General features: G+C 66.3%; 30 protein-coding genes, 1 other RNA gene and 5 pseudogenes. 14 read left to right on the top strand and 22 right to left on the bottom strand.

Features of this window, described 5'->3' with window-relative positions:
* Positions 1 to 366 precede the first annotated feature (366 nt).
* Positions 367 to 1,427: pseudogene (pspF, locus tag PIB19_RS02810) on the bottom strand (phage shock protein operon transcriptional activator).
* Positions 1,428 to 1,815: 388 nt separating this feature from the next.
* Here pspF and pspA point away from each other — a divergent pair.
* The 10 genes from pspA to PIB19_RS02760 are packed head-to-tail and all read left to right on the top strand — an operon-like array spanning position 1,816 to position 5,258.
* Positions 1,816 to 2,484, top strand: a complete 669-nt coding sequence (gene pspA, locus PIB19_RS02805) for a phage shock protein PspA (RefSeq protein WP_271239589.1) — start codon at positions 1,816 to 1,818, stop codon at positions 2,482 to 2,484.
* 3 nt (positions 2,485 to 2,487) lie between these two features.
* Positions 2,488 to 2,760 (top strand): envelope stress response membrane protein PspB, encoded by a 273-nt coding sequence (pspB, locus tag PIB19_RS02800; RefSeq protein WP_271239588.1) that lies wholly within the window; start codon positions 2,488 to 2,490, stop codon positions 2,758 to 2,760.
* Position 2,761: 1 nt separating this feature from the next.
* The gene (gene pspC / locus PIB19_RS02795) at positions 2,762 to 3,139 is read left to right on the top strand and encodes an envelope stress response membrane protein PspC (protein WP_271239587.1); all 378 of its coding nucleotides are present in this window, start codon (positions 2,762 to 2,764) and stop codon (positions 3,137 to 3,139) included.
* A 26-nt stretch (positions 3,140 to 3,165) separates the two neighbouring features.
* The gene (locus PIB19_RS02790) at positions 3,166 to 3,462 is read left to right on the top strand and encodes a hypothetical protein (RefSeq protein ID WP_443018681.1); all 297 of its coding nucleotides are present in this window, start codon (positions 3,166 to 3,168) and stop codon (positions 3,460 to 3,462) included.
* 25 nt (positions 3,463 to 3,487) lie between these two features.
* Complete coding sequence (locus PIB19_RS02785; RefSeq protein WP_443018729.1) at positions 3,488 to 3,808, top strand: hypothetical protein; 321 nt, start codon at positions 3,488 to 3,490, stop codon at positions 3,806 to 3,808.
* 12 nt (positions 3,809 to 3,820) lie between these two features.
* On the top strand, positions 3,821 to 4,093 hold the full coding sequence (locus PIB19_RS02780) for a hypothetical protein (protein ID WP_271239585.1): 273 nt from the start codon (positions 3,821 to 3,823) through the stop codon (positions 4,091 to 4,093).
* Positions 4,094 to 4,135: 42 nt separating this feature from the next.
* Entirely contained in the window at positions 4,136 to 4,264 is a 129-nt protein-coding gene (locus PIB19_RS02775; protein WP_271239584.1) for a hypothetical protein, read from the top strand.
* 24 nt (positions 4,265 to 4,288) lie between these two features.
* On the top strand, positions 4,289 to 4,558 hold the full coding sequence (locus PIB19_RS02770) for a hypothetical protein (RefSeq protein WP_271239583.1): 270 nt from the start codon (positions 4,289 to 4,291) through the stop codon (positions 4,556 to 4,558).
* A gap of 15 nt (positions 4,559 to 4,573) precedes the next feature.
* Complete coding sequence (locus PIB19_RS02765) at positions 4,574 to 4,825, top strand: hypothetical protein (protein ID WP_271239582.1); 252 nt, start codon at positions 4,574 to 4,576, stop codon at positions 4,823 to 4,825.
* Positions 4,826 to 4,850: 25 nt separating this feature from the next.
* The gene (locus PIB19_RS02760; protein ID WP_271239581.1) at positions 4,851 to 5,258 is read left to right on the top strand and encodes a SufE family protein; all 408 of its coding nucleotides are present in this window, start codon (positions 4,851 to 4,853) and stop codon (positions 5,256 to 5,258) included.
* A gap of 6 nt (positions 5,259 to 5,264) precedes the next feature.
* Here PIB19_RS02760 and PIB19_RS02755 read toward each other — a convergent pair.
* The 16 genes and pseudogenes from PIB19_RS02755 to PIB19_RS02680 form a co-directional block, all read right to left on the bottom strand.
* Positions 5,265 to 5,647 (bottom strand): annotated as a pseudogene (locus PIB19_RS02755) ((2Fe-2S) ferredoxin domain-containing protein).
* Complete coding sequence (locus PIB19_RS02750) at positions 5,644 to 6,180, bottom strand: J domain-containing protein (RefSeq protein WP_271239580.1); 537 nt, start codon at positions 6,178 to 6,180, stop codon at positions 5,644 to 5,646. Before PIB19_RS02750 ends, PIB19_RS02755 begins: the two are co-directional and overlap by 4 nt.
* 125 nt (positions 6,181 to 6,305) lie before the next feature.
* Positions 6,306 to 6,686, bottom strand: an RNA gene (rnpB, locus tag PIB19_RS02745) — RNase P RNA component class A.
* A gap of 38 nt (positions 6,687 to 6,724) precedes the next feature.
* Entirely contained in the window at positions 6,725 to 7,048 is a 324-nt protein-coding gene (locus PIB19_RS02740) for a hypothetical protein (protein WP_271239579.1), read from the bottom strand.
* A gap of 98 nt (positions 7,049 to 7,146) precedes the next feature.
* On the bottom strand, positions 7,147 to 7,848 hold the full coding sequence (locus PIB19_RS02735) for an N-acetylmuramoyl-L-alanine amidase (protein ID WP_271239578.1): 702 nt from the start codon (positions 7,846 to 7,848) through the stop codon (positions 7,147 to 7,149).
* A 42-nt stretch (positions 7,849 to 7,890) separates the two neighbouring features.
* Positions 7,891 to 8,535, bottom strand: a complete 645-nt coding sequence (locus tag PIB19_RS02730; protein WP_336297245.1) for a CheR family methyltransferase — start codon at positions 8,533 to 8,535, stop codon at positions 7,891 to 7,893.
* 11 nt (positions 8,536 to 8,546) lie between these two features.
* Complete coding sequence (locus PIB19_RS22740) at positions 8,547 to 8,753, bottom strand: hypothetical protein (RefSeq protein ID WP_336297244.1); 207 nt, start codon at positions 8,751 to 8,753, stop codon at positions 8,547 to 8,549.
* Positions 8,753 to 9,768 (bottom strand): annotated as a pseudogene (locus tag PIB19_RS23450) (chemotaxis protein CheB). Before PIB19_RS23450 ends, PIB19_RS22740 begins: the two are co-directional and overlap by 1 nt.
* 75 nt (positions 9,769 to 9,843) lie before the next feature.
* Positions 9,844 to 10,209 carry a response regulator gene (locus PIB19_RS02720; protein ID WP_271239577.1) on the bottom strand — a complete coding sequence of 122 codons (366 nt, stop codon included), beginning with the start codon at positions 10,207 to 10,209 and terminating at the stop codon, positions 9,844 to 9,846.
* Between the two features lie 80 nt (positions 10,210 to 10,289).
* Positions 10,290 to 10,718 (bottom strand): chemotaxis protein CheW, encoded by a 429-nt coding sequence (locus tag PIB19_RS02715; RefSeq protein WP_271240892.1) that lies wholly within the window; start codon positions 10,716 to 10,718, stop codon positions 10,290 to 10,292.
* An 814-nt stretch (positions 10,719 to 11,532) separates the two neighbouring features.
* Positions 11,533 to 11,847 (bottom strand): annotated as a pseudogene (locus tag PIB19_RS02710) (chemotaxis protein CheW); the annotation flags it as partial.
* Between the two features lie 32 nt (positions 11,848 to 11,879).
* Positions 11,880 to 12,041 (bottom strand): ATP-binding protein, encoded by a 162-nt coding sequence (locus PIB19_RS02705; protein WP_271239576.1) that lies wholly within the window; start codon positions 12,039 to 12,041, stop codon positions 11,880 to 11,882.
* Positions 12,042 to 12,810: 769 nt separating this feature from the next.
* Positions 12,811 to 13,032 (bottom strand): annotated as a pseudogene (locus tag PIB19_RS02695) (Hpt domain-containing protein); the annotation flags it as partial.
* A 56-nt stretch (positions 13,033 to 13,088) separates the two neighbouring features.
* Positions 13,089 to 13,349 carry a hypothetical protein gene (locus PIB19_RS02690; RefSeq protein WP_271239575.1) on the bottom strand — a complete coding sequence of 87 codons (261 nt, stop codon included), beginning with the start codon at positions 13,347 to 13,349 and terminating at the stop codon, positions 13,089 to 13,091.
* Positions 13,346 to 14,179 (bottom strand): serine hydrolase domain-containing protein, encoded by an 834-nt coding sequence (locus PIB19_RS02685; protein WP_271239574.1) that lies wholly within the window; start codon positions 14,177 to 14,179, stop codon positions 13,346 to 13,348. The genes PIB19_RS02690 and PIB19_RS02685 overlap by 4 nt, the downstream gene beginning before the upstream one ends.
* Before the next feature lie 83 nt (positions 14,180 to 14,262).
* Positions 14,263 to 14,439: a hypothetical protein gene (locus PIB19_RS02680; protein ID WP_271239573.1), complete on the bottom strand. Its 177-nt coding sequence runs from the start codon at positions 14,437 to 14,439 to the stop codon at positions 14,263 to 14,265.
* A 710-nt stretch (positions 14,440 to 15,149) separates the two neighbouring features.
* Between PIB19_RS02680 and PIB19_RS02675 the strand changes: the two genes are divergently transcribed.
* The 4 genes from PIB19_RS02675 to PIB19_RS02660 all read left to right on the top strand — a co-directional run bounded on the left by PIB19_RS02675 (position 15,150) and on the right by PIB19_RS02660 (position 18,231).
* Complete coding sequence (locus PIB19_RS02675; protein ID WP_271239572.1) at positions 15,150 to 15,290, top strand: hypothetical protein; 141 nt, start codon at positions 15,150 to 15,152, stop codon at positions 15,288 to 15,290.
* Entirely contained in the window at positions 15,287 to 17,320 is a 2,034-nt protein-coding gene (locus PIB19_RS02670) for a TonB-dependent receptor (protein ID WP_271239571.1), read from the top strand. The genes PIB19_RS02675 and PIB19_RS02670 overlap by 4 nt, the downstream gene beginning before the upstream one ends.
* 127 nt (positions 17,321 to 17,447) lie before the next feature.
* Positions 17,448 to 17,852 (top strand): MerC domain-containing protein, encoded by a 405-nt coding sequence (locus PIB19_RS02665; RefSeq protein WP_271239570.1) that lies wholly within the window; start codon positions 17,448 to 17,450, stop codon positions 17,850 to 17,852.
* Entirely contained in the window at positions 17,845 to 18,231 is a 387-nt protein-coding gene (locus PIB19_RS02660) for a Fur family transcriptional regulator (protein WP_271239569.1), read from the top strand. The genes PIB19_RS02665 and PIB19_RS02660 overlap by 8 nt, the downstream gene beginning before the upstream one ends.
* 4 nt (positions 18,232 to 18,235) lie before the next feature.
* On the opposite strand, the gene PIB19_RS02655 is transcribed toward PIB19_RS02660, so the two are convergent.
* From PIB19_RS02655 to PIB19_RS02635, 5 genes are all read right to left on the bottom strand, one after another.
* Positions 18,236 to 18,961, bottom strand: a complete 726-nt coding sequence (locus PIB19_RS02655; RefSeq protein ID WP_271239568.1) for a TonB-dependent receptor — start codon at positions 18,959 to 18,961, stop codon at positions 18,236 to 18,238.
* The gene (locus PIB19_RS02650) at positions 18,958 to 20,613 is read right to left on the bottom strand and encodes a TonB-dependent receptor (protein ID WP_271239567.1); all 1,656 of its coding nucleotides are present in this window, start codon (positions 20,611 to 20,613) and stop codon (positions 18,958 to 18,960) included. Before PIB19_RS02650 ends, PIB19_RS02655 begins: the two co-directional genes overlap by 4 nt.
* A gap of 78 nt (positions 20,614 to 20,691) precedes the next feature.
* Positions 20,692 to 21,561: a FecR family protein gene (locus PIB19_RS02645; RefSeq protein ID WP_271239566.1), complete on the bottom strand. Its 870-nt coding sequence runs from the start codon at positions 21,559 to 21,561 to the stop codon at positions 20,692 to 20,694.
* A 33-nt stretch (positions 21,562 to 21,594) separates the two neighbouring features.
* Positions 21,595 to 22,110, bottom strand: coding sequence for an RNA polymerase sigma factor (locus PIB19_RS02640; RefSeq protein WP_271239565.1), 516 nt, complete (start codon positions 22,108 to 22,110; stop codon positions 21,595 to 21,597).
* Positions 22,111 to 22,211: 101 nt separating this feature from the next.
* Positions 22,212 to 22,811: a M23 family metallopeptidase gene (locus PIB19_RS02635; RefSeq protein ID WP_271239564.1), complete on the bottom strand. Its 600-nt coding sequence runs from the start codon at positions 22,809 to 22,811 to the stop codon at positions 22,212 to 22,214.
* Positions 22,812 to 22,896 lie beyond the last annotated feature (85 nt).

Below are 22,896 nucleotides of genomic sequence, written 5' to 3'. Positions count from 1 at the left end.
CGACATTCAACCTAAAACTCCCTCTCCCCTTGATAGGGGAGAGGATAGCGAAGCTTGGCAGCTTGCTGCCTAGCGCAGCTTGGTGAGGGTAGAGCGGAGCGAAGCTCCGCGCGGCCGCTTTGCGGCCGCACCCTCACCCAGCTCCGACTAAGGCTTTGCTTCGCAAAACCTAAGTCTGCGCAACCCTCTCCCCTTGCAGGGGGCGAGGGAAGTATGGGCTGAATGCCGGTACGCCCTAGGGGTGCGTGGAAAAGATCCCCCTGCCTTTTCCTTTTGTCGACCGGAAGAAGAGGCTCGCTACGCTCGCACCCACCCCCAGCCCCTCCCTTGCAGGGAGGGAGTCAGTTTCTTGAATGTCGATACGGCCTAACCCCTGGAGGGGAGCAAGAGGTCAGCCCCCGCTCCCAGCAGCTCGTGCCGCTTGAGCGCATGTCGGAGCTGGTCGTAGGTCAGCCCCAGTGAGTCAGCGGTCGAGCGCTGGTTGAAGCGGTGTTCGGCAAGCGCACGCGCCAATAACTGCCGCTCGAAGGCATTGACTCGCGTCTTGAAATCGGTGCCGCCATCGAACGCCGCCGGCGCCTCCTCTTCGGCCGCCACCGCGACGATCGGCGTCGAGGCAGCGGGTGTCGAAGCAGGGGAAACCGCGGTTCGCGGCCGGAACGGCGACTTGAACGGATCGATCTCGATCGAGATCAACCGGCCCCTCGCGCTCCCAGCGATAGACCGCGCGCTCGACCACGTTGCGCAGCTCGCGGACATTGCCGGGCCAGTCATAAGTCAGCAGCGCATCGAGTGCGTTCGGGCCCCAGCCCGGCCAGTCGGCCAGCCCGATTTCCGATGCCATGCGCCGCCCGAAGAATTCGGCGAGCACTTCGATATCCCCCGCCGCGCCCGCAAGGGGGCAAGGTGACCACTTCGAACGACAGCCGGTCGAGCAAATCGGCGCGGAACGTTCCCTTCTCGACCTTCTCGGGCAGATGCTCGTTGGTCGCCGCGACGATGCGGACATCGACGTGGAGCGGCCGCGACGAGCCGATCCGCGTGACTTCGCCATATTCGACTGCGCGCAGCAGCCGCTCCTGCGCCGCCATCGACAGCGTGCCGAGCTCGTCGAGGAACAGCGTGCCCCGATGCGCCTCCTCGAAACGCCCTGCGCGCGCCTTGGTCGCGCCGGTGAACGCCCCGGATTCATGTCCGAACAATTCGGCCTCGATCAGCGTCTCGGGAAGCGCCGCGCAGTTCATCACGATCAGCGGCTGGTCCCAGCGCGGGCTCAGCCGGTGGAGGCGTTCGGCGACCAGCTCCTTGCCGGTCCCGCGCTCGCCGATGACGAGCACCGGACGGTCGAGCGCCGCCGCGCGGCTGGCCCGCTCGAGTGCGTCGAGAAAGGCCCCCGATTGGCCGATTACCTGGGTTGCGCGCTCCATGCCAAACCTTTGGCGAATTTTCCCAACTCTTGGCAAGTCCTAAGTTGGGGCTGAATGCCAGATGAATGGCAAAAATGGCGGAATTCTGCGGTTTCGGGCAATTGGCACGCCTCCTGCAAAGATGTTGGCAAGCTCGGTAACGGGCCACGAAAACACCAGGTTCAGGGAACAAGATCATGACCTACGAAGCAGCCAATGTCCGCAACGCCTTTGTCGCAGTCACCATCGCCTTCCTCGCCAGCGCCGTCCTGATGGCCGGTGCGGTGGGCCCGGCGATCGCCTGAGGCACCACGAAGTCTCCCCGCGCACCTGCCCTGGTGAGCGGAACCCCGCCGGGAGGGTCTCCCCCTAGTTCCTCCCGGCGGTCCCAATACGAAGGAGTGTTAGAATGGGTATTTTCTCACGAACCCGCGACATCATCGCCGCCAACGTCACCGACCTTCTCGACAAGGCTGAAGACCCGGCCAAGATGATCCGCATGATCATCCTCGAGATGGAAGAGACCTTGGTCGAGGTTCGTGCCTCGGCAGCCCGCACCATCGCCGACCAGAAGGAAATGCGCCGCCACATCGCCAAGCTCGAGAAGCTCCAGGAGAGCTGGACCGAGAAGGCCGAGCTGGCGCTCTCCAAGGGCCGCGAAGACCTCGCCAAGGCCGCCCTGGTCGAGAAGCAGAAGGCTTCGGACATGGTCGAGCAGCTCTCCACCGAGATCGGCGTGCTCGACGAGGCCCTGAAGGGTTCCGAAGAGGATATCACCAAGCTCCAGAACAAGCTGCGCGAGGCGCGGGTTCGCCAGAACTCGATCGTCGCCCGGCTGGAGAGCGCCAACAACCGCACCCGCCTGCGCGAGATCACCAACGGCTCGAAGATGCACGATGCGTTCTCGCGCTTCGATGTCCTCGAACGCCGGGTCGACTTCGCCGAGGGCCGCGCCGATGCGGCAGGCCTGGGCGGCGACCCCAAGACGCTCGAAGAGGAGATCGCCGAGCTGCGCTCGTCCGAGAAGGTCGATGCCGAGCTCGAAGCACTGAAGGCACGGCTGGCCAAGGGAGCGTAAGCGATGGAAGAGGTATTCCTGCCCATCGTCATCGTCGGGATCCTGTTCGTCGGCCTTCCCTGGGTGATCATGCACTATATCACCCGGTGGAAGACGGCAGCGACGATCACCGGCGAGGACGAGAAGCTCCTCGACGAGCTCTACTTCACCGCTCGCCAGCTCGAGGAGCGCCTGCTCACCGTCGAACGCATCATCGCCGCCGACAACCCCGATTTCCGCCCGGTCTCGGCCTCGCGCCAGGAACCGAGCCCCTTCGATATTTCGCGGAGGAACTGAGATGTCCGGTACACGCACCAAATTCTATCTCGACAAGCAGAATGCCAAGGTTCTCGGAGTCTGCTCGGGCCTCGCCGACTACACCGGCATCGAGGCGATCTGGCTCCGGGTGGGGATGGTCTTCCTCGCCTTCGCGACCAGCGGCACGTCGACCTTCATCTACTTTCTGATCGCATGGCTCGCGCCGAGCAAGCCGGCCGGCCTCTATCAGGGACCCGAGGAAGAGAAGTTCTGGCAGGGCGTGCGTTCGAACCCGAGCCGCTCGACCGCCCAGGTCCGCTCGACCTTCCGCGACATCGATCGCCGGCTCGCCGACATCGAGATGTACTATACGAGCCGCAACACCCGGCTCGCCGACGAGATCGACAGCCTGCGCTGAGCGCGGCCGTCAAAAGGAGCAAGACAATGAGGGAGTTGAGTTGGCTGGTACCGGTGCTGATCGTCGCGGCGGTCATGGCATCCAAGGCCTTCCAGACCTGGGTCCGCGCGAAGCACGGCTACCCGATGGAGGAAAGCCGCCGGAACCGCCGCGGCCAGCCCGCCGGCGATCTGGAGGCCGATCGCAAGATCGCCCTGCTCTCCACCGAGAATGAGCGGCTGACCGGCCAGATCAGCCGGCTCGAGGAGCGGATCGCCGTCCTCGAACGGATCGCCACCGACCCCGCCGAGCGCGTCGCTCGCGAAATCGACTCACTGCGCTGAGGGAAGGACCATCGACATGAGTGAGATGATCGTGATGAACAACCTTCCCTGGGTTGTCGCCGGCGCGCTGCTGCTGGGAGCTTTCGGGATCGCGGGCTGGATCTTCACCACCTGGCTCAGGATCAAGAACGGCTACCCGCTCGAGAACAGCTGGGGCAAGGCGATCTATCCGCAGAAGAACGACGAGATGGTCGAACGCATTCGGCTGATCAGCCAGGAAAATGCCCAGCTCCGCGCCGAGCTCGGTTCGGTCAAGGATCGGCTGGCGAACGTCGAGCGCATCGTCACCGACAGTTCGCACAGCCTCGATCGCGAGATCGAACAGCTGCGCACCAAGAGCAACTGAGGAGATCCTGAGATGAACCCGATCGTCATCCCCATTCTCGGCATCGCCTGCGGCATGGTCGCAATCATCTTCGGCGTCGCCAACGACATGTTCAAGCGCTGGCTCAAGCACAAGGAAGCGATGGTCCAGGTCATCGCCGCCCAGACCGCCGAGCAGGCCGCCCAATATGGCGCCCATGTCGAGCGGCTCGAACAGCGGGTCCGGGTTCTCGAACGGATCGTCACCGACCGCGGCATCGCCGTCGCGGATGAAATCGAAAAGCTGCGCGAAGCGCCGCTCAACTAACCCCGCTGCGCCAAGGCGCAGCCAAATCCGAGGACCAGTAAAATGATTATCGTCGTGTTCGCAGTGCTGACGGCACTGTGCGGGGGAGCTATTGCCCTCGCCGAAGCCCGGGACCGTCCTGTCCGCCGCGCGGAAAAGCTGGCCCGGGAAAAGCAACAGGGCGCCGCCTGAGGCGCCACCAAGGGAGTACAGGGAATGAACCCGTTCGAAATGGTTGTCGCGATCATCGTCATCGTCACGATCGGCAGCGTCCTCAAGGCACGTTACGGCATCCACAAGGACAAGCACGGCAACGAGACCTTCCGCGGCGGCGACACGGCATCCTCGGATGCCGCGAAGCTCCGCGACGAGGTCCGCGCGCTGAAGGACCGTGTCCAGGTCCTCGAACGGGTCATTACCGACAGTGAAGCCAGCAGCCTGCGTCTCGACCGCGAGATCGAAGCGCTGCGGGACAAAAACCCCTGATCAGGGAGGCATGAAATGACCGTCGATCCCAATCTCTACATCACGCTCTCCGTCTCGGGCCTCGCCGGCCTCGCGATGATCACTGCGGCGGGACTGTCGGGCTGGCGCGGCTGGCTGGCACTCAAGCGTCAGGAACTCGCCGAGCACCGCGCATCCGCATCGCAGGCAGAACCGGCAATGCCTTCCGCGGGCTCGCGGATCGAGATCGCCGACCTGAAGGAGCGCATCCGCAAGCTCGAGGCGATCGCCGCCGGGGTGGACCTCTAGGGTCCACCCGGCTAGCGGATCGGCCATGACCAGCCTGGCCGACCTCCGTGACGAATATGAGTTCCTCGACGCCGACGATCGCTACCGCCTGCTGATCGATCTGGGCCGGTCACTCGAGCCGATGCCCGAACCCCTCAAGACCGACGCCACCCTCGTCCGCGGCTGCTCGGCAGCCGTCTGGGTCTATCCCACGCGCCGCGATGACGGCACGCTCCACTTCCTCGCGGATTCCAATGCCGCGATCACCAAGGGCATCATCGCTCTGGTGCTACTCACGGTGCAGGACCGCGCACCGGCGGACATCCTCGCCACCGACGTGGAAGCCGCCCTCGCCCCCTTCGACCTGCGCAACCAGCTCAGCTCGAACCGGACCCAGGGCATCCCCAACATGATCGCCCTGATCCGCGACACCGCGCAGCGTTACGCGCAATAACTTCCATCACCCCGGCGAAAGCCGAGGCCCAGAGTTTCTCTGCCGTGTCGCTTGCGCCTCTGGATCCCGGCTTTCGCCGGGATGACGGTCAGGGTTAAGTCCCAATTCCCTCGCCACCGCATCCAGATCCGCCCCCTCCGGCACCAGCAGCCACTCGCGAGACGCCGCGCCGTTGACCACCGTCACCGCGCCGCGCGGGCATACGCCGAGGCATTTCACCTCGACGATCCCCGCCGCACTCTTCCTGCCCCTCTTCAGCCCGAGATGCTTGCGCAGCGCCTTGGCGAGCGGTGTCCTGCCCTTCGAACCGAATCCGCCCCCAGCTTCTTCGAGCATTTCGTGCAGACGAGGACGGCATTGGACCAGTTGGAACGAATGCCGGTCTTCAATCGGGCTTCCACGTCCGGCGTTCTTCGGCGACCTTGAGCACGTCATAGGCGGCCTGGATCGCCTGGAAGCGTTTGGCCGCTTCGGCATCGCCCGGCTTCACGTCGGGGTGGTTGGATTTGGCGAGCCGGCGCCACGCCATGCGCACCGCTTCGAAATCACTGTCGACTTCGAGATCAAGCACTTCGAGCGCGCGGATCTCGTCGCGCGAGCGGCTGCCGTCGCCGGGGCCCGCCCAGCTATTGTGCTTCGATTCGGAGAATCCCCCGGCGTCGCGCCGTTCCTCGGCCTCGCGCTTGGCCGCTTCCTCGGCGGTCAGTCCCTCGAAGTAATTCCAGTTGCGGTTGTATTCCCCGGCATGCGTCTCGCAGAAATACCAGCGCTCGGGGCTGTTGGGCGATTTGGGCGCGGGCCGATCGCCCGGTTCCTCGCAGCCATGCCGGTCGCACAGCCGCACCTGCACTGCCTCGCGCTCGGCACCGTAAGCGCGCCAGCGTGGAAAGCCCCAGTCGGATGAACGTGTTGCCCGTGCCATGACTGGCCAGATAGGGGCCGGGACGTGCGAACGCCACCCCGTTGTGCTCCGGCGAAGGCCGGAGCCCGGGCCGCAGGCAGGTTGCTCGAAACGCAGGGCTCCGGCCTTCGCCGGAGCACAGGAAAAATGCCAGAGGGTCTATAAGCCGGGTTCTGTCCTCGCGTCGAAACGCGATGTGCGGCCATTCCTCTAGGCGACGGATTGCTCCGCCGCTCAAGCAACCAACCCGGGCGACGGGCCGGAACCATGCCCATATGCCGCCCCTATTCGGTCTTGCTCCCGGTGGGGTTTGCCGTGCCGCTTCCGTTGCCGGTCGCGCGGTGCGCTCTTGCCGCACCCTTTCACCCTTGCCCTTAGTCCCGAAGGACCAGTGGGCGGTCTGCTCTCTGTGGCACTTTCCCTGAACCAGCAAGCTGGCCCGCCGGGCGTTACCCGGCACCGTGGTTCCGTGGAGCCCGGACTTTCCTCGGCGATGCAAGCATCGACGCGGCCGCCCGACCCTCTGGCGGAACCGCTCTAGCGCCACGCGAGCGGCGCGCAAGGCTTATGCGGCGTCGGCTTCAGGAGCCTCGAGCTCTTCGACCACGGCCTCGGCCTGCTTCACCGCCGTGCCCCAGGCCTGCACCGCTACCAGTGTCTGGGTCGAAAGCGGTCCGCGGCCGATCGCGATGCGGCGATAGTCGGAACCTACGCCGATCACTCCATCGGCGCCGTTCACCCGCGCAGTGCGATCGAGCAACGCCGTCGCCTCGGCCACCGTCGGCGTGTTGACCGCGGGGATTTCCCTGTCGCCCTCGTCGACCTTGATCACGCCGCTGAGCCGCACCTGCACCGGCCCCATCCGGGCCATTCCGCTACCATAGAGCATTCGTTCTGCCTCCAGCCTTGCCGAATAGCCGCGGACTGACTGCCACGAAATGTCCGGAAAGCATGAACGCCGCGCAAACCTTCTTTTACGCAGGTGTCTCAATCGTCGCCCTGCGGCTTGGGTAGCAGCAGCGCCAGCAGGATGCAGCGGCATTCCATGTCGATCTCGCCGTCGACCAGTTCGGGGCGGAAGCGCCGCTGGAACGCCGTCACTGCCGCCTCGGCGTCGCGCACGTCATAGCCGAAGCGTTCGAGCGCGAGCATGAATCCCGCATCGGGCCAGCCGGGATCGACCAGGTTCCGGGTCGGCCGCGGCAATGCCAGCCGCAGCCGCGCCAGCGCATGCCAGTTGAACAATTCGCCCGGGTCCTGTTTCCGGGCCGGCGCCACGTCCGAATGACCGACGACATTGCCGCGGGTGATCGAATGGCGATCCTTGATGTCGGCGACGAGCGGGATCAGCGCGCCCATCTGCGCTTCGGGGAAGGGACGATAGCCGAACTCATGCCCGGGATTGACGATCTCGATCCCGATCGAAGCCGAGTTCACGTCGGTCACGCCGCGCCAGTGCGAGCGGCCCGCATGCCAGGCGCGGTGGCGCTCGTCGACCAGCCGCAGGATGCTGCCATCCTCGTCGACCAGATAATGCGCCGAGACCTTGGCTTCGGAATCGCGCAGCCGGTCGATCGCCGCCTGCGCGCTTTCCATGCCGGTATAATGGAGCACGATCATCGAGATGGGCAGTTCGCGCGCGTCGAAATTGGGCGAGGGCGCGTCGATGATATAGAGGCCGCTGGTCATCGCCGCAGACCGTACGAGCGCGGATGCGTTCGCCGCAAGGGGTCAGCCGAAAGCGGCGCGCTTCACGGGTGCCGCCTCGACCGCGCGATAGAAGCCGCGATACTGGTCGCACGGGCGGAAACGGTCGGTAAGCCCGATCACCGTCTCGCCCGCACCCAGCACGAGCAGCCCGCCCGGACGGATCGCCGAAGCGAGGATCGCGAACACGTCGCGGCGCACCTCCTGCGAGAAATAGAGCAAGACGTTGCGGCACAGCACGACGTCGAACTTGCCGGGCGGCGGCGCGTCGGCAGTCAGATTCTGCTGGCGGAACTGGATGCGGCGCAGCAGCTCGGGCCTGGCGGCCCAATCGCCGCCATTGCTGTCGAACCACGTCATCATCCGCCGGACCGAAAGTCCGCGCTGGATTTCGAACTGCGAATAATGGCCGGCGCGTGCGCGGGTCAGCGCCGCGGGCGATATATCGGTCGCGACGATCTCGGGAGCGGCCTTGCCCTCGCCCATCCCGCGCTCGTCGAACAGCATCGCAAGGCTCAGCGGCTCCTGCCCAGTCGAGCAGCCCGACGACCAGATGCGGACCTTGCGATCGGGTGCCTCCTCCTGCATCGCCTTTGTCGCATCGGCGATCATGTCGAGCACTGCCGCATCGCGGAAGAAGCTCGTCTCCTGGTTCAACAGCGCATCCACGACTTGATCCCCTAAATCCCCTGTCCGCGTCGCGACGAGCTGGGCGACCAGCTCGTCCAGCGACGCCAACCCCTCTCGCGCAGCAGCGGCTTGAGCGCGGTCTCGATCCGCCACGCACGATTTGCCGCGATCTGCTGTCCCGTGCGCTGCTCGAGCAGCGCCGAGATCAGGTTCATCGATCCCGATGAGGCGATCGATGTCGAGGCCGGAAAGTGCATCATGCCCTGCCCTGCCATGCCACGAGCCGACCGATCTCGTCGGGCGGCAATACCGCGCTCGCATGCCCCGCATTGGCCACTGCGCCCGGCATCCCCCAGATCACCGAGCTCGCACGATCCTGCACGAAGATCTTCGCCCCCACTTCGACGAGCCGCTTGGCGCCCTCCGCGCCGTCACGCCCCATGCCGCTCAGCACCACGGCGAGCGCGCGCTTGCCGAACACCTCGGCGAGCGATTCGAACATCGGATCGACCGAGGGCATGCAGCCGCTCAGCGACTTCTCTTGGCTCAGCCGTACCGACCAGCCATCGGACATCTTTGCCACCCGCATATGCGCATTGCCCGGCGCGACGATGATCCGGCCCGGCCGTATCCGCATCCGGTCGCTCGCCACTTCACAGGGGCGGCTGCCCAATACCGCGAGCTGCGCGGCGAAATAGCCCATGAACGATATCGGCAGATGCTGCGTCACCAGGATCGGGACCTGGAAGCTCGAAGGGATCGCGCGCAGGAACTGGCTGAGCGCGTGAATCCCCCGGTCGAGGCGCCAATCGCGACCACGTCGAAATCGGCGGGCGTGGCCACCGGACCGAAGCTCGTGGTCGAATTGGGCACCGGCGACCAGTCGGCATATGCCTCCACCAGCCGCGACAGCCGCTCCTCGAGCACTTCGGCGAAGCGCCCGCCGAACGTTCCGATCCCCGGCTTCACCAGCGTGTCGGCCGCGCCCAATGCGAGCGCCTGCACCGTCACTGCCGCGCCTTCGTCGGCGGCGGAGGAAACGATCAGCACCCGCGCGCCCTTGCCCGCAGCGATCACGTCGGGCAGCGCAGTCAGTCCGTCGATCCCCGGCATGTCGATGTCGAGCAGGATGATGTCGACCCGGTGCGTCTCGAGATAGTCGAGCGCCGCGGGCACGTCGCTCAGTGCTGCCGCCACGCGAAAACGCCGCGTGCCGTCCACCATCCGCCCGAGTACCGACCGCGCAACGACCGAATCGTCGACGATCAGCACCCGCGCCGGGGAAGGGGCGCGCGCGTATCCGTCAGGACGGAACTGAGTGCGACGGCCATCCCCGGTTTCCCGCGATCAGGCGACGCCGACGATCTGCAGCTTGCTCTCCAGCGTCTCGCGATCGAACGGCTTCATGACATATTCGTCCGCCCCGGCTTCGATCGCCGCGCGGATATAGGCCATGCCGTTCTCGGTGGTGCAGAACACCACCTTGGGGCGCTGGGGAAGACCGGAATCCTTGAGCGCGCGCAGGAAATCCATCCCGCTCATCACCGGCATGTTCCAGTCGAGCAGGATCACGTCCGGCGGCGTCGCCAGGCAGGAATCGAGCGCCTCGCGGCCGTCACCGGCTTCGCGGACTTCAAAATCGAGCGTCTCGAGGATGTGCCGCGCGACCTTGCGGATCACCTTGGAGTCGTCGACGACGAGACAAGTCTTCATGTTACCCTGTTCCCCGATAGCCAGGCGTCTGTTCCATCATAGTGCGGCACAGATGTAAGCGTCGCGTTAATCGGACAAAATCAATTGAGCGCCCCGGAATAGCCGGGCACGAGCGATGCGAGATCGATCGCCAGGATCGGCTCGCCGTCGCGTTCGACGATCCCGCGGCCGGCGCGCTGCCACGCGGTATCCAGCGCGACGCCCCCGGCCAGCGGCAGCAGTTCGAACGGCGCGACGTCGTCGAGCGCATCGACCAGCAAGGCGTAATGATGTCCCTCGACAAGGGTGATCACGGCACGCTTCGCCTGGCTGGCGCTGTCGAGCCCCAATGCGGTGTGCGTGTCGACCACGGTCACCACCCGGCTGCGCAAGGCCGCGAGCCCGCGGATATGCTGCGACGCCAGCGGCACTTGCGTGACTTCGCCGATATCGACCACCGATTCGACCTGGTCGGAATCGATCGCCACGGCGCGCCCGGCCACTTGCGCGATGAGATAGAGGTGAGTCATCAGCGGCCCTTCCCGGCCACGCGGGCCTCGAGCGCGGAAAGCAGTCCCGCGCGGTCATAGCGATAGACGCTGTCGTCGCCGGCGCCCGAAGCGGCACGGCGGCTGCGCAGCCGCACCACCGGCGCCTTGCCGGCCAGCTCGGCGGGGTTTCCTCGGTCGAGAGCACCACCGCCGGGGTCTCGCCCTTGGCGAGTTGCGCGACGACGCGGTAGCCCGCGGTCTCGAGCAACGGCCGCACGAACGAGGCCATCCAGCCGTCCTTGTCGCCGGCGATCAGGCAGAGCGGCGCGTCGATTTCGCTGTCGCGGTCGGCATGTTCGTCGAACACCCACAGGATATCGAGCAATTCCACCTGCTCGCCGTCGATCAGCGCCACTGCGGCGATCGGCCCGGGCTCGCGCGCCGGCACCAGTTCCTCGGGCAGGCGGATGATGTCGAGGGCTTCCTCGATCGCATAGCTGACTTCGTTCGCGCCGTCCTTCAGGCGCAGCACGTTGAGCCGCGCACGGCCCTCGATCTCGCCTTGCGAGGCGAGCGGCAGGATACGGTCGTCGATCGTCACGCGGAAACGGCCCGCGGCGAAGCGCACGCTCGCGCCGTCGACCTGCTCGACCCGGTCCACTGCCGCCAGCGGCACTGCGCGGCGCACGCCGTCGAGGTCGCAGAACAGCAATGCCGGGATGCCGAGCGTTTCCGGAGCGACCTCTTCCTCTTCGAAATCGTGCTCCGCGTCGCGGCTGAAATCGAGCCCGGCGCGGTTCGCCATGCCAGCGCAATCGAGCATCAGCATCGGCAGCCCGCTGTCGGGCAGGGTCTGACCGGCATAAACTCCGGTGGACATCACCGCGGGCGATGCCGGCTTGATCACCAGTTCCTCATTGTCGAGCACGGTATCGACCGCGAGCGCATAGCTCCCCTCGCCGACGCTGACGATCACGAGCATCTGCCCGTCGGCATTGTCCTGCCGCGCGACGCCCAGCAGCTGCGCGAGAGCGACCAGCGGCATGCGCCGGTCGCGCACGGTGGCGATCGGCGTCCCGCCCAGCACGTCGAGGCGGATTGCCTCGCTGCGCTCGGTGACGATTTCCTCGATCGCCTGGCGCGAGATCGCGAAGCGCTGGTCGCCCACGCCCACCACGATCGCCGAGATGATCGACAGCGTCAGCGGCACATGGATCGCGAGGCGCAGCCCTTGCCCGGCGCGCTGTCGAGATCGACCCGGCCGCCGATCTGCTCGATCGAGGCGCGGACGATGTCCATTCCCACGCCGCGGCCCGAAACTTCGCTGACCTCGTCCTTGCTCGACAGGCCGGCCTCGAACACCAGTTCGAGCTTCGCCCGCTCGAAAGCGCGCGCAGCCTCGCTTCGTCGCGACCGTTCGCCACGAGCTTGCGGATCAGCTTCTCGGTGTCGATTCCGCGGCCGTCATCGGTGATCTCGATGATGATCTGATTGCCCGACTGACGCGCAGAGACGACCAGCCGGCCATTCTCGCGCTTGCCGAGGGCACGGCGCTCCACCGGCGCCTCGATGCCGTGATCGATCGAATTGCGGATGATGTGGACCAAGGGTCGCGCATCATCTCGATCATCTCGCGGTCGAGCTCGACGTCCGACCCCTCGATATGCAGCGACACCGACTTGCCCAGCCCGGCCGCGGTATCGCGTACCATTCGCGGCAATGCCGAGAACAAAGCATCGATCTTCTGCATGCGCGTGCGCGTCACCGTGTCGCGCATCTCACAGACTGTGAGCGAAAGCCGCTCGAGCGCCGCCTCGATCGTCGGATCGATGTCGCCGCCGCGCAGCCGCCGCGCCAGTTCGTTGCGCGCCAGCACCATGTCCGACATGCCCGACATCATCCGGTCGAGCAGGTCGACGTTGAGCCGCACGCTGCGTGCCGCGGTGCGGTGCAGCCCGGGCGTGCTCGACTGTACGATCTCCGCGGCGCCTTCGGCCAGCGCGGCGATCAACAGCTCGTCGCCCTGATCGGGCAGGCTCGTCCCCGAATCGATCGCCTCGACCAGCTCGCCGATCCGGTCGACCACGGCGAGCACTGCGTTGACCAGCAAGCGGTCCGGCGTGCGCACGCCCTCGCGGACCTGCGCGAGCACATCCTCGGCGGCGTGGCTCAGCCGCCCTAGCCGCGGCAGATCGAGGAAGCCGCAGCTCCCCTTGACGGTGTGCACGAAGCGGAAGATCGCATCCAGCCGCGCGCGATCCTCGGGATGCGCCTCCCAGGCGACGATCTCGCCCGAAAGCGCCTCGAGCGTCTCGCGCGTCTCGGCGATGAATTCCTGAATCAGGTCGTCCATGGGGCCCCGGAGCAAATTTGCGGGGCCGTTGTGGGCCAAGGGTGGTTAAGGCGGGGTTAGTTTACGACATCCCCATGGCGCATATAGCTCCTGTCGAGCAATTGCGTACCGAGATCGCCAAGCCGCATATAGTCGTAGCTCGCATTGCTCAGGACGATCACCGTGTGACCGTCCGCCAGCGCGCGCCGTGCCAGCATACGAAAGCCACCATTGGAGCCGTCCTCCCACACGGTCTCGCGATCCGCGCCGCCGATCTTCTCGATCCGCACCCGACCGCCCAGTGCATAATGCTGATCCGGCATCAGAACAGTCGTCAATGCTCGCCGCGACGCGGGCTCAGCACATGCCCGTCGAGCACCTTGTCCATCAGCTTGAGCAGATCGGGTGCGCTTGCATAAAAGCCTCCGGCCATCGCCATGAAGTCGGGCATGGGGTTGGGCTTCGGCTTCGGTTCGGGCGCCAGCGCTGCGTAACCCGCGGCCATGCTCTTCACCTGGCTAGAATCGCCGTGGAAAATTCCGGTATCCTTGAGCTTCAGCGGCTTGACGAGGAACTGGTCGACCAATGTCGCATAACCCTTGCCCGACACGCGCTCGACCACCGCCTTCACCACCAGCCAGTTCGAATGCGAATAGTCCCAGGCCGTGCCCGGCTCAAAGGTAAGAGTGCCGCTGGCATAGCGCCGCACCGCCTCCACCTGGCTTAGCTCGACGCCACGGCTAGAAGGATCGGCTTGCCGCGCCTTGAGGACGTCGTTGGGGAGTCCGCTCGAATGGCTCATCAGGTGCCGCAGGGTGAGCCTGGCTCCCGTGTCCGCGCGGTAATCCGGCAGATAGCGGCTGATTGGTGCGTCGAGGTCCAGCTTGCCCTGATCGACCAGCTTCAGCACGACGATCGCCGCGAACCACTTCGACATCGATCCCAGTTCGAACCGGGTATTCGTCGTCATCGGTACGCCCCATGCGGCACGGGCCGTACCAAAGGCCTCGACTGCCTCCACCGTGGCCCCTTGGCCGACCAGCACGACCCCGTTGAAGCCGTCGGTCTCGACAAATCCATCCGCGATGTCGTGATAGGATTGGGCCGAGGCAACCGGGCCAGCGCACACCACGAACCCGGCAAGCAGAATGGAGACAAGCCGTTTCATAAGCGCCTTTCCAGTCACATTCGAACCGAAGCCGGACGATGCGCGAACAAAGCGTGTTATTCAATTGAAACAGACGGGGCTTTTCAACCCACCCGGATGTTCACCCCGAACAGCAGTACCTCGGAATCCGGCGGGCTCAGCAGCGTCCCCTCGCCCTGCGTCACCAGCGCGTGCGCCAGAAACGCCGCCGCCGCGCGCGGGGTGACCGGCATGTCTTCCTGCCCTCCGGCAAGCGCGCCGCGCAGTTCGGAATCGAGCACGATCCGCGGACCGTCGGTGCGATGCAGGACTCATGGCTCTGTTCAATGAGCGGTGAACCTTCGGATTGCTGCGCCGCGGCGTTTCTCAAAGGGGATCTGGGCCGGATTTTGTCTTGCATGATGAGACAGTACAACATATCAACTGCGCCGCACTGCACCCAAGCCGAGGCCGGTTTCGTTTGATCCGCATCCCTTCCCTCAACCGAACCGCCAAGGCTCATGCGGCCGCAGGTCGGCTGCCAAGGGACATGCGCGCAGGCGGCCCCCGCCCGGCTAAACGGCTCGTCGTGCTTTGCGCATTGCTGCTCGCGCTTCTCTGGCAGAGCGTCCTCACGCAGGCGCATCAGCACCGTTCGGTCGGGCTCGACGCCTCGCAGTCCGAACGCAGCCTTGCGAACAAGCCCGGACGCGATGAACCTGCCCCCGATTCACCCAAAACCTGTCCGATCTGCCTCGAGGTAGCGAGCGTAGGTCCGGCGCTGTTGCCGACGCCTGTCACTATCGCAATACCCACCACGGTCGCCTTCTTCACCACGGCACTCCGTCCGCTCCGGTTTCAACGCGCGAGCCGGTCGCATCTCTGGCAGAGCCGCGCGCCGCCACACCCAATCCAGGCCTAGGACCGCCCTGACGGCTGCGCGCATCGCTTTGCGCGTGCCCGCATGCGGCTCCTTTCGAAAAAAACTGACAAGGTTCCTGGAGTTGAACAAATGCGTCATCTGTTTCTGCTGAGCGCAGCCTCGCTAGCGCTTGCCCTTCCCGCCGCCGCGCGGACCCCCAATCCCGACAATTCCCCCGCCTCGCCGGCGACCCCCGCCGATGCCGCGCCCGACGGGCAGGACAAGGGGTGAGCAAGGGCGACGAGATCGTCGTCACCGGCATCCTGCCCACCAGCGAGCGCGACGTGCTCGCGGGCACCTCGGTCGTCTCGGGCGAGGAACTCACGCGCGATCTGCGGCCGAGCATCGGCGAGACGCTGGCGCGGCAGCCCGGCGTCTCGGCGACTTCCTTCGGCCCCAGTGCGTCGCGCCCGATCCTGCGCGGCTTCCAGGGCGAGCGCATCCGTGTGCTCACCGACGGGATCGGCTCGATCGACGTGTCGAACACCTCGGTCGATCACGCGGTGATCATCGATCCGCTGCTTGCCGATCGCGTCGAGATCGTTCGCGGCCCGTCGGCATTGCTCTACGGTTCTTCGGCGGTCGGCGGCGTAGTCAACGTGATCGACAGCCGTATCCCGCGCGCGGTTCCCGAGAACGGTTATCGCGTCAACGCGATCGGCAGCTACGGCTCGGCCGCGAACGAGCGCTCGGTCGGCGCAGCCGGCGATGTCGGGCTCGGCAAGATCGTGCTCCACGCCGACGGCTCGTATCTCAAGAGCGACGACCTCGATATCGGCGGCTATGTCCTGTCGCCGAGTGCGCGGGCCGCAGCGCTGGCGGCAGCAGCCGGACCCACCACGCCCGACGATCCGGATTTCGCAGCCTCAGCCGCGCTCAAGGGCACGCTTCCCAACACCGCGGCGCGAACCTGGACCGCGGGCGTCGGCGCGGCGCTGATCACCGACACGGGCAATCTCGGCATCTCGTACAGCCATTATGACAGCCTGTACGGCGTGCCCATCCGCTACGCGACCGAGTCCGGACAGGAGCAGGAAGCGCCGCGGCTGAGCGTCATCCAGAATCGGGTGGACCTGCGCGGCGAAGTCGAAACCGGCGGCGGCTTCCTCGACAAGATCCGCGTCCGTGCGGGCTATGCCAATTATCGCCACTTCGAGCTCGAGGAAGACGGCGAGATCGGCACTGCCTTCTACAACAAGGGCATCGAGAGCCGCCTCGAACTGGTCCAGGCGAAGCGCGGCGATTGGAGCGGCGCTTCGGGCGTTCAATATTTCCACCGCGATTTCAACGTGGTAGGCGACGAGGCCTTCCTACCCAAAAACCGCACCAGCCAGCTGGGCGTGTTCACGCTGCAGCAGCTGGAGTTCGGCGCGCTTCGGGCCGAGGGCGGCCTGCGCTATGAATCCACCGACCTTGCGGCAACGCCGCTCCTCGGCGACACGCGCTTCTTCTCCGGCACGCGGCATTTCAATGCGGTCTCCGGTTCGGCCGGGCTCTCCTACGAACTGGCGGACGGCGTGCGGATCGGGCTCAACGCCTCACGCACCGAACGCGCGCCGTCGGGCGAGGAGCTCTTCGCGCGCGGCGGCCACGCCGGCACCCAATCGTGGGAGGTCGGCAACGAAGACTTCAAGCTCGAGAAATCCTGGGGCCTCGAAGGTACGCTCCACGTCCATCAGGACCGCTTCAACTTCGATGCATCGGCTTATTACAACTGGTTCTCCAACTACATCTCGGAAAACCAGGTCGATCCGGCGGTCTGTGAAGCGGTCGCGGCACCCAGCGGTCGCGAAGTCGATCTGCCCTGCTTCCAATATCAGCAGGCGGACGCGCGTTATTACGGCTTCGAGGCCGACGCCTCATTCCGGCTCGCTCAGATCGGCAGCTACGCCATCAACGTGGATGCGCTGGGCGATTATGTGCACGCCTCGATCGTCGACGAAGGCCCGGTGCCGCGCATTCCGCCGGCCCGCGTGCTGGGCGGCATCGAGGCGCAGTCCGATCGAGTCACCGCACGCGCCGAGGCGGAGCATGTCTTCGAGCAGAACCGCATAGCGCCGTTCGAGACTCCTACGGCCGACTATACGCTCGTGAACGCCTCGATCGGGTTCAAGCCGTTCTCCGGCAACGACAAGATCTCGCTGTTGCTGAGCGCGAACAACATCTTCGATGTGGAGGCCCGGCGGCATTCGAGCTTCCTCAAGGACTTCGCCCCGCTCAGCGGGCGCGACCTCCGGGCGACGGTGCGCGTCGGCTTCTAGGCGAAGCTGAAGGGGGCGGCGGTGCCGGTCCGCAGTCGCGCTTCAGGCGCGATGCGGTTGGCGCCGCCGTAGTCCGAGGCGGCGCGACGACAGCGCCGCCGCCCGACACTCATGTTTGGAGAAGAGCATGCACCACGAACAGGTTGCGCGTGCTTCCGTCATCACCTGGCTCGATCGAACCGCGATCGGCGCTTCGTTTCTGTGCCTGATCCATTGCGCGGGCCTCCCGCTTCTCCTTGCGACCCTGCCCGCTTTGTCGCGGGCAATCGCGATACCCGAGAGCTTCCATCTGTGGATGCTGGCATTCGCGATCCCGACATCGGCGATCGCATTGGTGACCGGCCTTCGCCGCCATGGCCGGGGCGAAACGCTGTTACTGGGCGGCACCGGGCTGGCGCTGATGCTGGCCGGCGCGGTGGCATTCGCCGAAACGCCCATCGAAACGGCAATGACGGTCGGCGGAAGCCTGTGCCTCGCAAGCGCGCACATCGTAAATCTGCGCAGGCGCCATTGGCCGCATCGCCATGGCTAGCAAGCGGCGCGCAGCGGGCGAGCTGGACGCACTTATCCTCGCGCTTCTCGAGCGCGGAGATCGCCCGCTGACTGGCCTGATGCTCACCGGAATGCTGCGGGAACAAGGCGAAGCCGTTGCGCTCAGCCTCGTGTTTCGTGCCTTGTGCAAGCTCGTCGAACGCGGCGTCGTGCACAAGCTGCTGACGAGCCGCGGCTATGTGCTCACCCGCTCCATGAATGAAATATACCTCAGCTGCACCGTCTGCGGTGCGGTTGGACGGGTGGTGAGCGAGGAGCCGTTTCGCAGGATCGAGACTGCCGCCGAACGCTCCGGGTTTCGCGTGACGCGCCCGATCGTGGAAATGGTGGGGCGATGTCCCCGATGCCGTTCGGACTAGGGCTCTAGAAGCTCAGATCGAAGCCCAGCCGGATGCTCCGGGGCCGGAGCGGCGTGGTCTGGTCGCGATCGCGGATCAGGAAGGGCGAGCCCAAAGCAAAGCGATTGCCCCGCGCATCGAGCAGGTTGGTGAGCGCCAGGCTCACGCCCCGGCGCTCCTCGCCGACGCGTACTTCGACGCCGGTGTCGACATAATCGCCCTGCAGCCGGCCGAGGATCGGCCCGATCCCGAGCGTCGACTTGCCGACGTAGCGCGCATAGCCGTTGGTAGTGAGTTCGAGCGTGTCGCCCAGCGCGTGCGTATAGGCGACGCCGATCCTGCCGGTCGCGTCGGCGACATTCGGAAGACGCTCGATCTCCGCCGTCACGGCATCTTCCAACGGCAGCGTCAGGAACGCCCGTTCGGTGACCTTGCTGTTGTTGAGATACAGCGCCGCATCGAATTCCAGCCCCGCGACCGGGCGCCAGCGTGAGACCATACCGATCGAGAGGACCCGGCCGTCGCCGGCATTGGCGGTGGTGGGAAAGCCGAAACCATCGACCAGATCGGCCTGGATATCGGTCCAGCGCGTCGCGGACGCGCTTACCGACAGATCGAGCACGGGGCTGCGATAGCGCGCCCCGCCCTCGATCGTGGAAACCCGATCACCGGCGAAGCGCTGGATGAACTCGCGGCGCACGGCGATGCCGCCGGGCCGGAACCCCTGCTGGTAACGCCCGAACAGCGTCAACCTGTCGGTCGCGCGATAGGCCGCCGCCAGCGAGGGAGGAAGCGCGTTTCGGACCGCGAGGCCCGCGCGCCGGGATCGACGCGGAAGGCGAGCGCCTCGGCAACATCCTCCGAGCTGCCCGACAGCCGGGCATGCGTCAGCCTGCCGCCCAATGTCAGCGTGAAGCGATCGAGCGGCTCGACGGTGCCTTCGCCGTAGAGCGTCGCCTCTTCGACCTGGTTGTTGACGCCGGTTAGCGGCGTGCCGAAGGGCAAGGCCTCCATGCGGCGGTTGGTCTCGGCCCGATTGTGCAGCAGGCTCGCGGCGATCAGCCACCCGGTGCCATTCTCCCCACGACGGGCCAGGCGTACCTCTCCGGTGACCATCGAGATGCGGTTGGCCTGCGTGTAGGCCGCAGCGGCGACGCTCGCGCTCACCGTGGGCCCGACGGCGGGGTCGTCCGGATCGGTGAGTATCGGCCCCTCGAACCGCTCGAACACATATTGGCCGGCATAGCCCAGCGATGCGGTCAGCTCGAGCGATCCCCAGTTCTTCCGCGTGACCAGATCGGCCAGCCAATAATCGTTGCGGAAAGGCTGGGCGATCGCGCTCGCCCGGTCGAGCTCGCCGACATTGCGTTCGGCATATTGGCTGTCGTCGCCGTCGATGCGCTGCCCGACTGCGTTCAGGTCGATCGTCCAGTCGTCGCCCGGATCGACGCGGAGCGCGGCGCGCCCGCCGAAGGTACGGACGCGGTTGACGTCGTCGAGCCCGCGCTGGACATCGTCGATATAGCCGCCCTCGACCGATCCGAAGGCAAGCGCGCGGAAGCCGATCACGTCTTCCTTGATCGGGATGTTGAGGATCGCGCCGCCATCGACGCCCGGCTTGCCGTGCTGGACCCCGAGCACCCCGCCCCATGCCGAGCCTTCGAAGGTGTGAAGGTCGGGCGAGCGCGGCACGACGCGCACGACGCCGCCCAGCGATCCGGCGCCGTAAAGCGTACCCTGCGGCCCTTCGAGCACTTCGACGCTGCGCACGTCGTAGAGCCGCAAATTGGGGTCCGGCGCGCTATAGGTGATGCGGCTGTTTCCCCAATATTGGCCGACGGTCGACTGGGTCGGGCCGACAAAGCTCGAATCGGCGATGCCGCGAATGAACAGCTTGTTGCGGCCGGGGCCGAGATGCGTCGAGGCGACGCTGGCGATCCGCGCCTCGATCGCCTCGGTCCCGCGCAGGCTCTCCGCCGCGCTCAACTCCGAGCCTTCGACGATCTGCACGCCGCCCGGATAGAAGCCGATCGGAATGTCCCGCTTGGTCGCCGTGACGACGATTTCCTCGGGCGGCGGCGCCTGCTCGATCGCCGGACGCGGTGGCGGCTGGCGACGCGGGCTTGCGACGACCGGCTGCCGGGTCACACGCTCGATCAGATACGTCGCCGGCGCGATGCGGCGGGCGCGGATCATCGTTCCCGTCAGCATGCGTTCGAGCGCCTGCGAGGCAGTGAATCGCCCCCGCACCGCGCGCACCTGCGTCCCCGCGAGGCCGGGATCGCGGAAGCCGATGCTGGTGCCGGTCTGCCGGCTGAGGAGCTTTATGGCGCCGTCGAGGCTAGACGTATCGATGGCGACCTCGGCCGCTCGCTCCTGCGCAAGCGCAGGAGACGTTGCCATCAGGGGAAGAACAAGGAGACTAAAGCGGCGGGCCATGGGCCGGGGACATCGTCCATCCTTCCCTATTCTTGACGAACTTCACTTCGAGCGCGGGACCCGCGCGCGCCAGCACTTCTTCCGGCGAGCCCCCAGCAGGAGCGTTCCGGTGAAGCGGAGCCGCTCGGTGCCACCGGTGGTACGGACCGGGCGGCCGATGCTCCGCGTCAGGTCGCGCGCCACCTGATCGAGCGTCGGCCGGTCATATTGCAGCGCGCCCGATGCCCAGCTGCCGATCGCCTGGGGATTTGCCGTGCCGATAACCGGTTTGGCGCTCTTGCCCGCCCGCTTGAGCGTATCGCCCGGAGCGAGCCGCACCTCGTTCGGGCCGGGTTCGTAGATCACCGCGCCTTCCGCCACGGCAACTTCCAGCGCATCGCCGTCCTGCACGACGTTGAAGACCGTTCCCGCATCGACCAGCCGGGTCCCGCCCGACAGGACGACGAACGGATCGCTCGCGTCGTGCCGAACTTCGAACCGGGCCTCGCCCTGCTCGAGCACCACTTGCCGCGGCGTATCGGGATCGATCATCACGCGCGTGCCGCCGTTGAGCGCAAGCTTCGATCCGTCGGCCAGATCGATCGTGCGATGCTCGCCCGCTGCCGTGGCGATCTGCTGCGCCGGCGCATCGCGATCGAGCACCGCCCAGCCGCCGACCACTGCGACTGCCGCCGCAGCGGCCGCGCCGGCCGGAAGCCACCAGTTCCGCCGCGGCTGCACTTCGACGGGCGCCGACGCGAGCAGCTCGGCTCCCCAGGTGCCATCGGCAAGCGCCGTCTCATAGGCACCGAGATGCGCCGGATCGCGCTCCAGCCATTCGGTGAAGCCCTCCCAGTCGGCGAACGCCGGATCCTGGACGCGAATCGCCCAGAGCCGGGCGGCTTCCGCGAGTTCCAGATGCTGTGCGCTCATCGTCATGATGTCCCTATGACGGAGCGGGGGCGATCATTCCGCATCGAATTGCGCCCTCAATTGCGCGAGCGCGCGATACGCCTTCTGCAGATCCTTCTCGACCGAGCTCAAACTGACTCCCAGCTCACGCGCGATCGCTGCCTGGCCGAGCCCGTCGAGCCGGCATTTCCGGAACACGAGTTCGACTCGCGGCCCCAATGCCGCAAGCGTCGAATGGACTTCGCGCAGGCGTTCGCGGGCGATGAGCGATCGCTCGCTTGTGGGCGCCTCTTCGCTCGGCATGCTCGTCTCGTGCCAGTCCTGATGCCTCCGATCGCGGCTCACCGACGAACGGCGGCGGTCCCTGACGAGATTCTCCGCGGCGCGAAACAGGTAGGAGAGCGGATCAGCGATCGGCTGGGCCGGCGCGGCCGCCACGCGTTGCCACAGATCATGCAGCGCATCCTCGGCGTCGTCGCTCATCCCGCGCGCGGCGAGGAAGCGGAGCAGCCGGCTGCGCTCGTTGAGGATAACGCGCTGGAGCCCGCTGATGTCGTCGTCCGGGGTCATTGCGCGCGGCAAGCCACATGTCGGGGCGTTTGCCAAGCCCGGGCCGGGACGTCCGGAACGCAAAGAACGACCTGCTGGTGCAAACGAGAGTCCATGGCTGTTCAGAAGGCGCGTCCCTGCAGTTGGTCGGCGCGCGCCCGGGCGAAGGCGGAAATATGGGGCGCGTCGGCCCCGATCCAAGCCTTGAACGGAGTGGGCGCGCTGCTGCCCAGATATGGCAGCGGATCGACCGCGCGGCCGCCGATGCGCACTTCGAAATGGAGATGGCTGCCGGTCGAGCGTCCCGTCGACCCCATCAATGCAACCGGCTCTCCCTGCTCGACCCGAGTGCCGGGGCGCACGAGAATCCGCGAGAGATGGGCATAGCGCGTCGAGAGCGCCCCATCGTGATCGATTTCCACCATTTCGCCATAGCTTCCGGCAGCGCCGGCGAAGCGCACCACGCCCGGCGCCGAGGCCAGCACCGGCGTGCCCATGCGGCCCGGCATGTCGACGCCGTAATGCATCGCGGCCGTCCTGCGGAACGGATCGCCGCGCCGCCCGAAGCGTGAGGAAAGCCGGGGAAGCGCCGTGCGCGCCGGCAGGGCATCGCTTTCGGTGTCGATCCGCGGCTTCGGCGCGGGCGGCTTCGTGTCGACGACTTGCTTCCGAAAGACCGGGCTGCCGCCGCCGGGAAGTTCAAGGGTGATGCCCGGCGTCACCAGTCCAGGGTCCGGGGGGACCAAAACAGCATGGACAGGTGAATGGGTAACATGCCGGGCATCATCGTTCTGACGTAGCCGTCCG

Origin of the sequence: Sphingomonas sp. 7/4-4, from assembly GCF_027941955.1 — a bacterium.
In the GTDB taxonomy this organism is placed as follows: domain Bacteria; phylum Pseudomonadota; class Alphaproteobacteria; order Sphingomonadales; family Sphingomonadaceae; genus Sphingomonas.
The sequence above is the reverse complement of the archived record's forward strand: the minus strand, read 5'-3'. Positions and strand labels throughout refer to the sequence as shown.

Coding starts and splice junctions, on each gene's coding strand:
- pspC (WP_271239587.1), top strand. CDS start 2,762: ATGTCCGGTACACGCACCAAATTCTATCTCGACAAGCAGAATGCCAAG.
- PIB19_RS02780 (WP_271239585.1), top strand. CDS start 3,821: ATGAACCCGATCGTCATCCCCATTCTCGGCATCGCCTGCGGCATGGTC.
- PIB19_RS02685 (WP_271239574.1), bottom strand. CDS start 14,179: ATGAAACGGCTTGTCTCCATTCTGCTTGCCGGGTTCGTGGTGTGCGCT.
- PIB19_RS02785 (WP_443018729.1), top strand. CDS start 3,488: ATGATCGTGATGAACAACCTTCCCTGGGTTGTCGCCGGCGCGCTGCTG.
- PIB19_RS02665 (WP_271239570.1), top strand. CDS start 17,448: ATGCACCACGAACAGGTTGCGCGTGCTTCCGTCATCACCTGGCTCGAT.
- PIB19_RS02760 (WP_271239581.1), top strand. CDS start 4,851: ATGACCAGCCTGGCCGACCTCCGTGACGAATATGAGTTCCTCGACGCC.
- pspA (WP_271239589.1), top strand. CDS start 1,816: ATGGGTATTTTCTCACGAACCCGCGACATCATCGCCGCCAACGTCACC.
- PIB19_RS02790 (WP_443018681.1), top strand. CDS start 3,166: ATGAGGGAGTTGAGTTGGCTGGTACCGGTGCTGATCGTCGCGGCGGTC.
- PIB19_RS02775 (WP_271239584.1), top strand. CDS start 4,136: ATGATTATCGTCGTGTTCGCAGTGCTGACGGCACTGTGCGGGGGAGCT.
- PIB19_RS02660 (WP_271239569.1), top strand. CDS start 17,845: ATGGCTAGCAAGCGGCGCGCAGCGGGCGAGCTGGACGCACTTATCCTC.
- PIB19_RS22740 (WP_336297244.1), bottom strand. CDS start 8,753: ATGCACTTTCCGGCCTCGACATCGATCGCCTCATCGGGATCGATGAAC.
- PIB19_RS02765 (WP_271239582.1), top strand. CDS start 4,574: ATGACCGTCGATCCCAATCTCTACATCACGCTCTCCGTCTCGGGCCTC.
- PIB19_RS02640 (WP_271239565.1), bottom strand. CDS start 22,110: ATGACCCCGGACGACGACATCAGCGGGCTCCAGCGCGTTATCCTCAAC.
- PIB19_RS02715 (WP_271240892.1), bottom strand. CDS start 10,718: ATGACTCACCTCTATCTCATCGCGCAAGTGGCCGGGCGCGCCGTGGCG.
- PIB19_RS02740 (WP_271239579.1), bottom strand. CDS start 7,048: ATGCTCTATGGTAGCGGAATGGCCCGGATGGGGCCGGTGCAGGTGCGG.
- PIB19_RS02645 (WP_271239566.1), bottom strand. CDS start 21,561: ATGAGCGCACAGCATCTGGAACTCGCGGAAGCCGCCCGGCTCTGGGCG.
- PIB19_RS02750 (WP_271239580.1), bottom strand. CDS start 6,180: ATGGCACGGGCAACACGTTCATCCGACTGGGGCTTTCCACGCTGGCGC.
- PIB19_RS02770 (WP_271239583.1), top strand. CDS start 4,289: ATGAACCCGTTCGAAATGGTTGTCGCGATCATCGTCATCGTCACGATC.
- PIB19_RS02650 (WP_271239567.1), bottom strand. CDS start 20,613: ATGGCAACGTCTCCTGCGCTTGCGCAGGAGCGAGCGGCCGAGGTCGCC.
- PIB19_RS02720 (WP_271239577.1), bottom strand. CDS start 10,209: ATGAAGACTTGTCTCGTCGTCGACGACTCCAAGGTGATCCGCAAGGTC.
- PIB19_RS02675 (WP_271239572.1), top strand. CDS start 15,150: ATGCGTCATCTGTTTCTGCTGAGCGCAGCCTCGCTAGCGCTTGCCCTT.
- PIB19_RS02735 (WP_271239578.1), bottom strand. CDS start 7,848: ATGACCAGCGGCCTCTATATCATCGACGCGCCCTCGCCCAATTTCGAC.
- pspB (WP_271239588.1), top strand. CDS start 2,488: ATGGAAGAGGTATTCCTGCCCATCGTCATCGTCGGGATCCTGTTCGTC.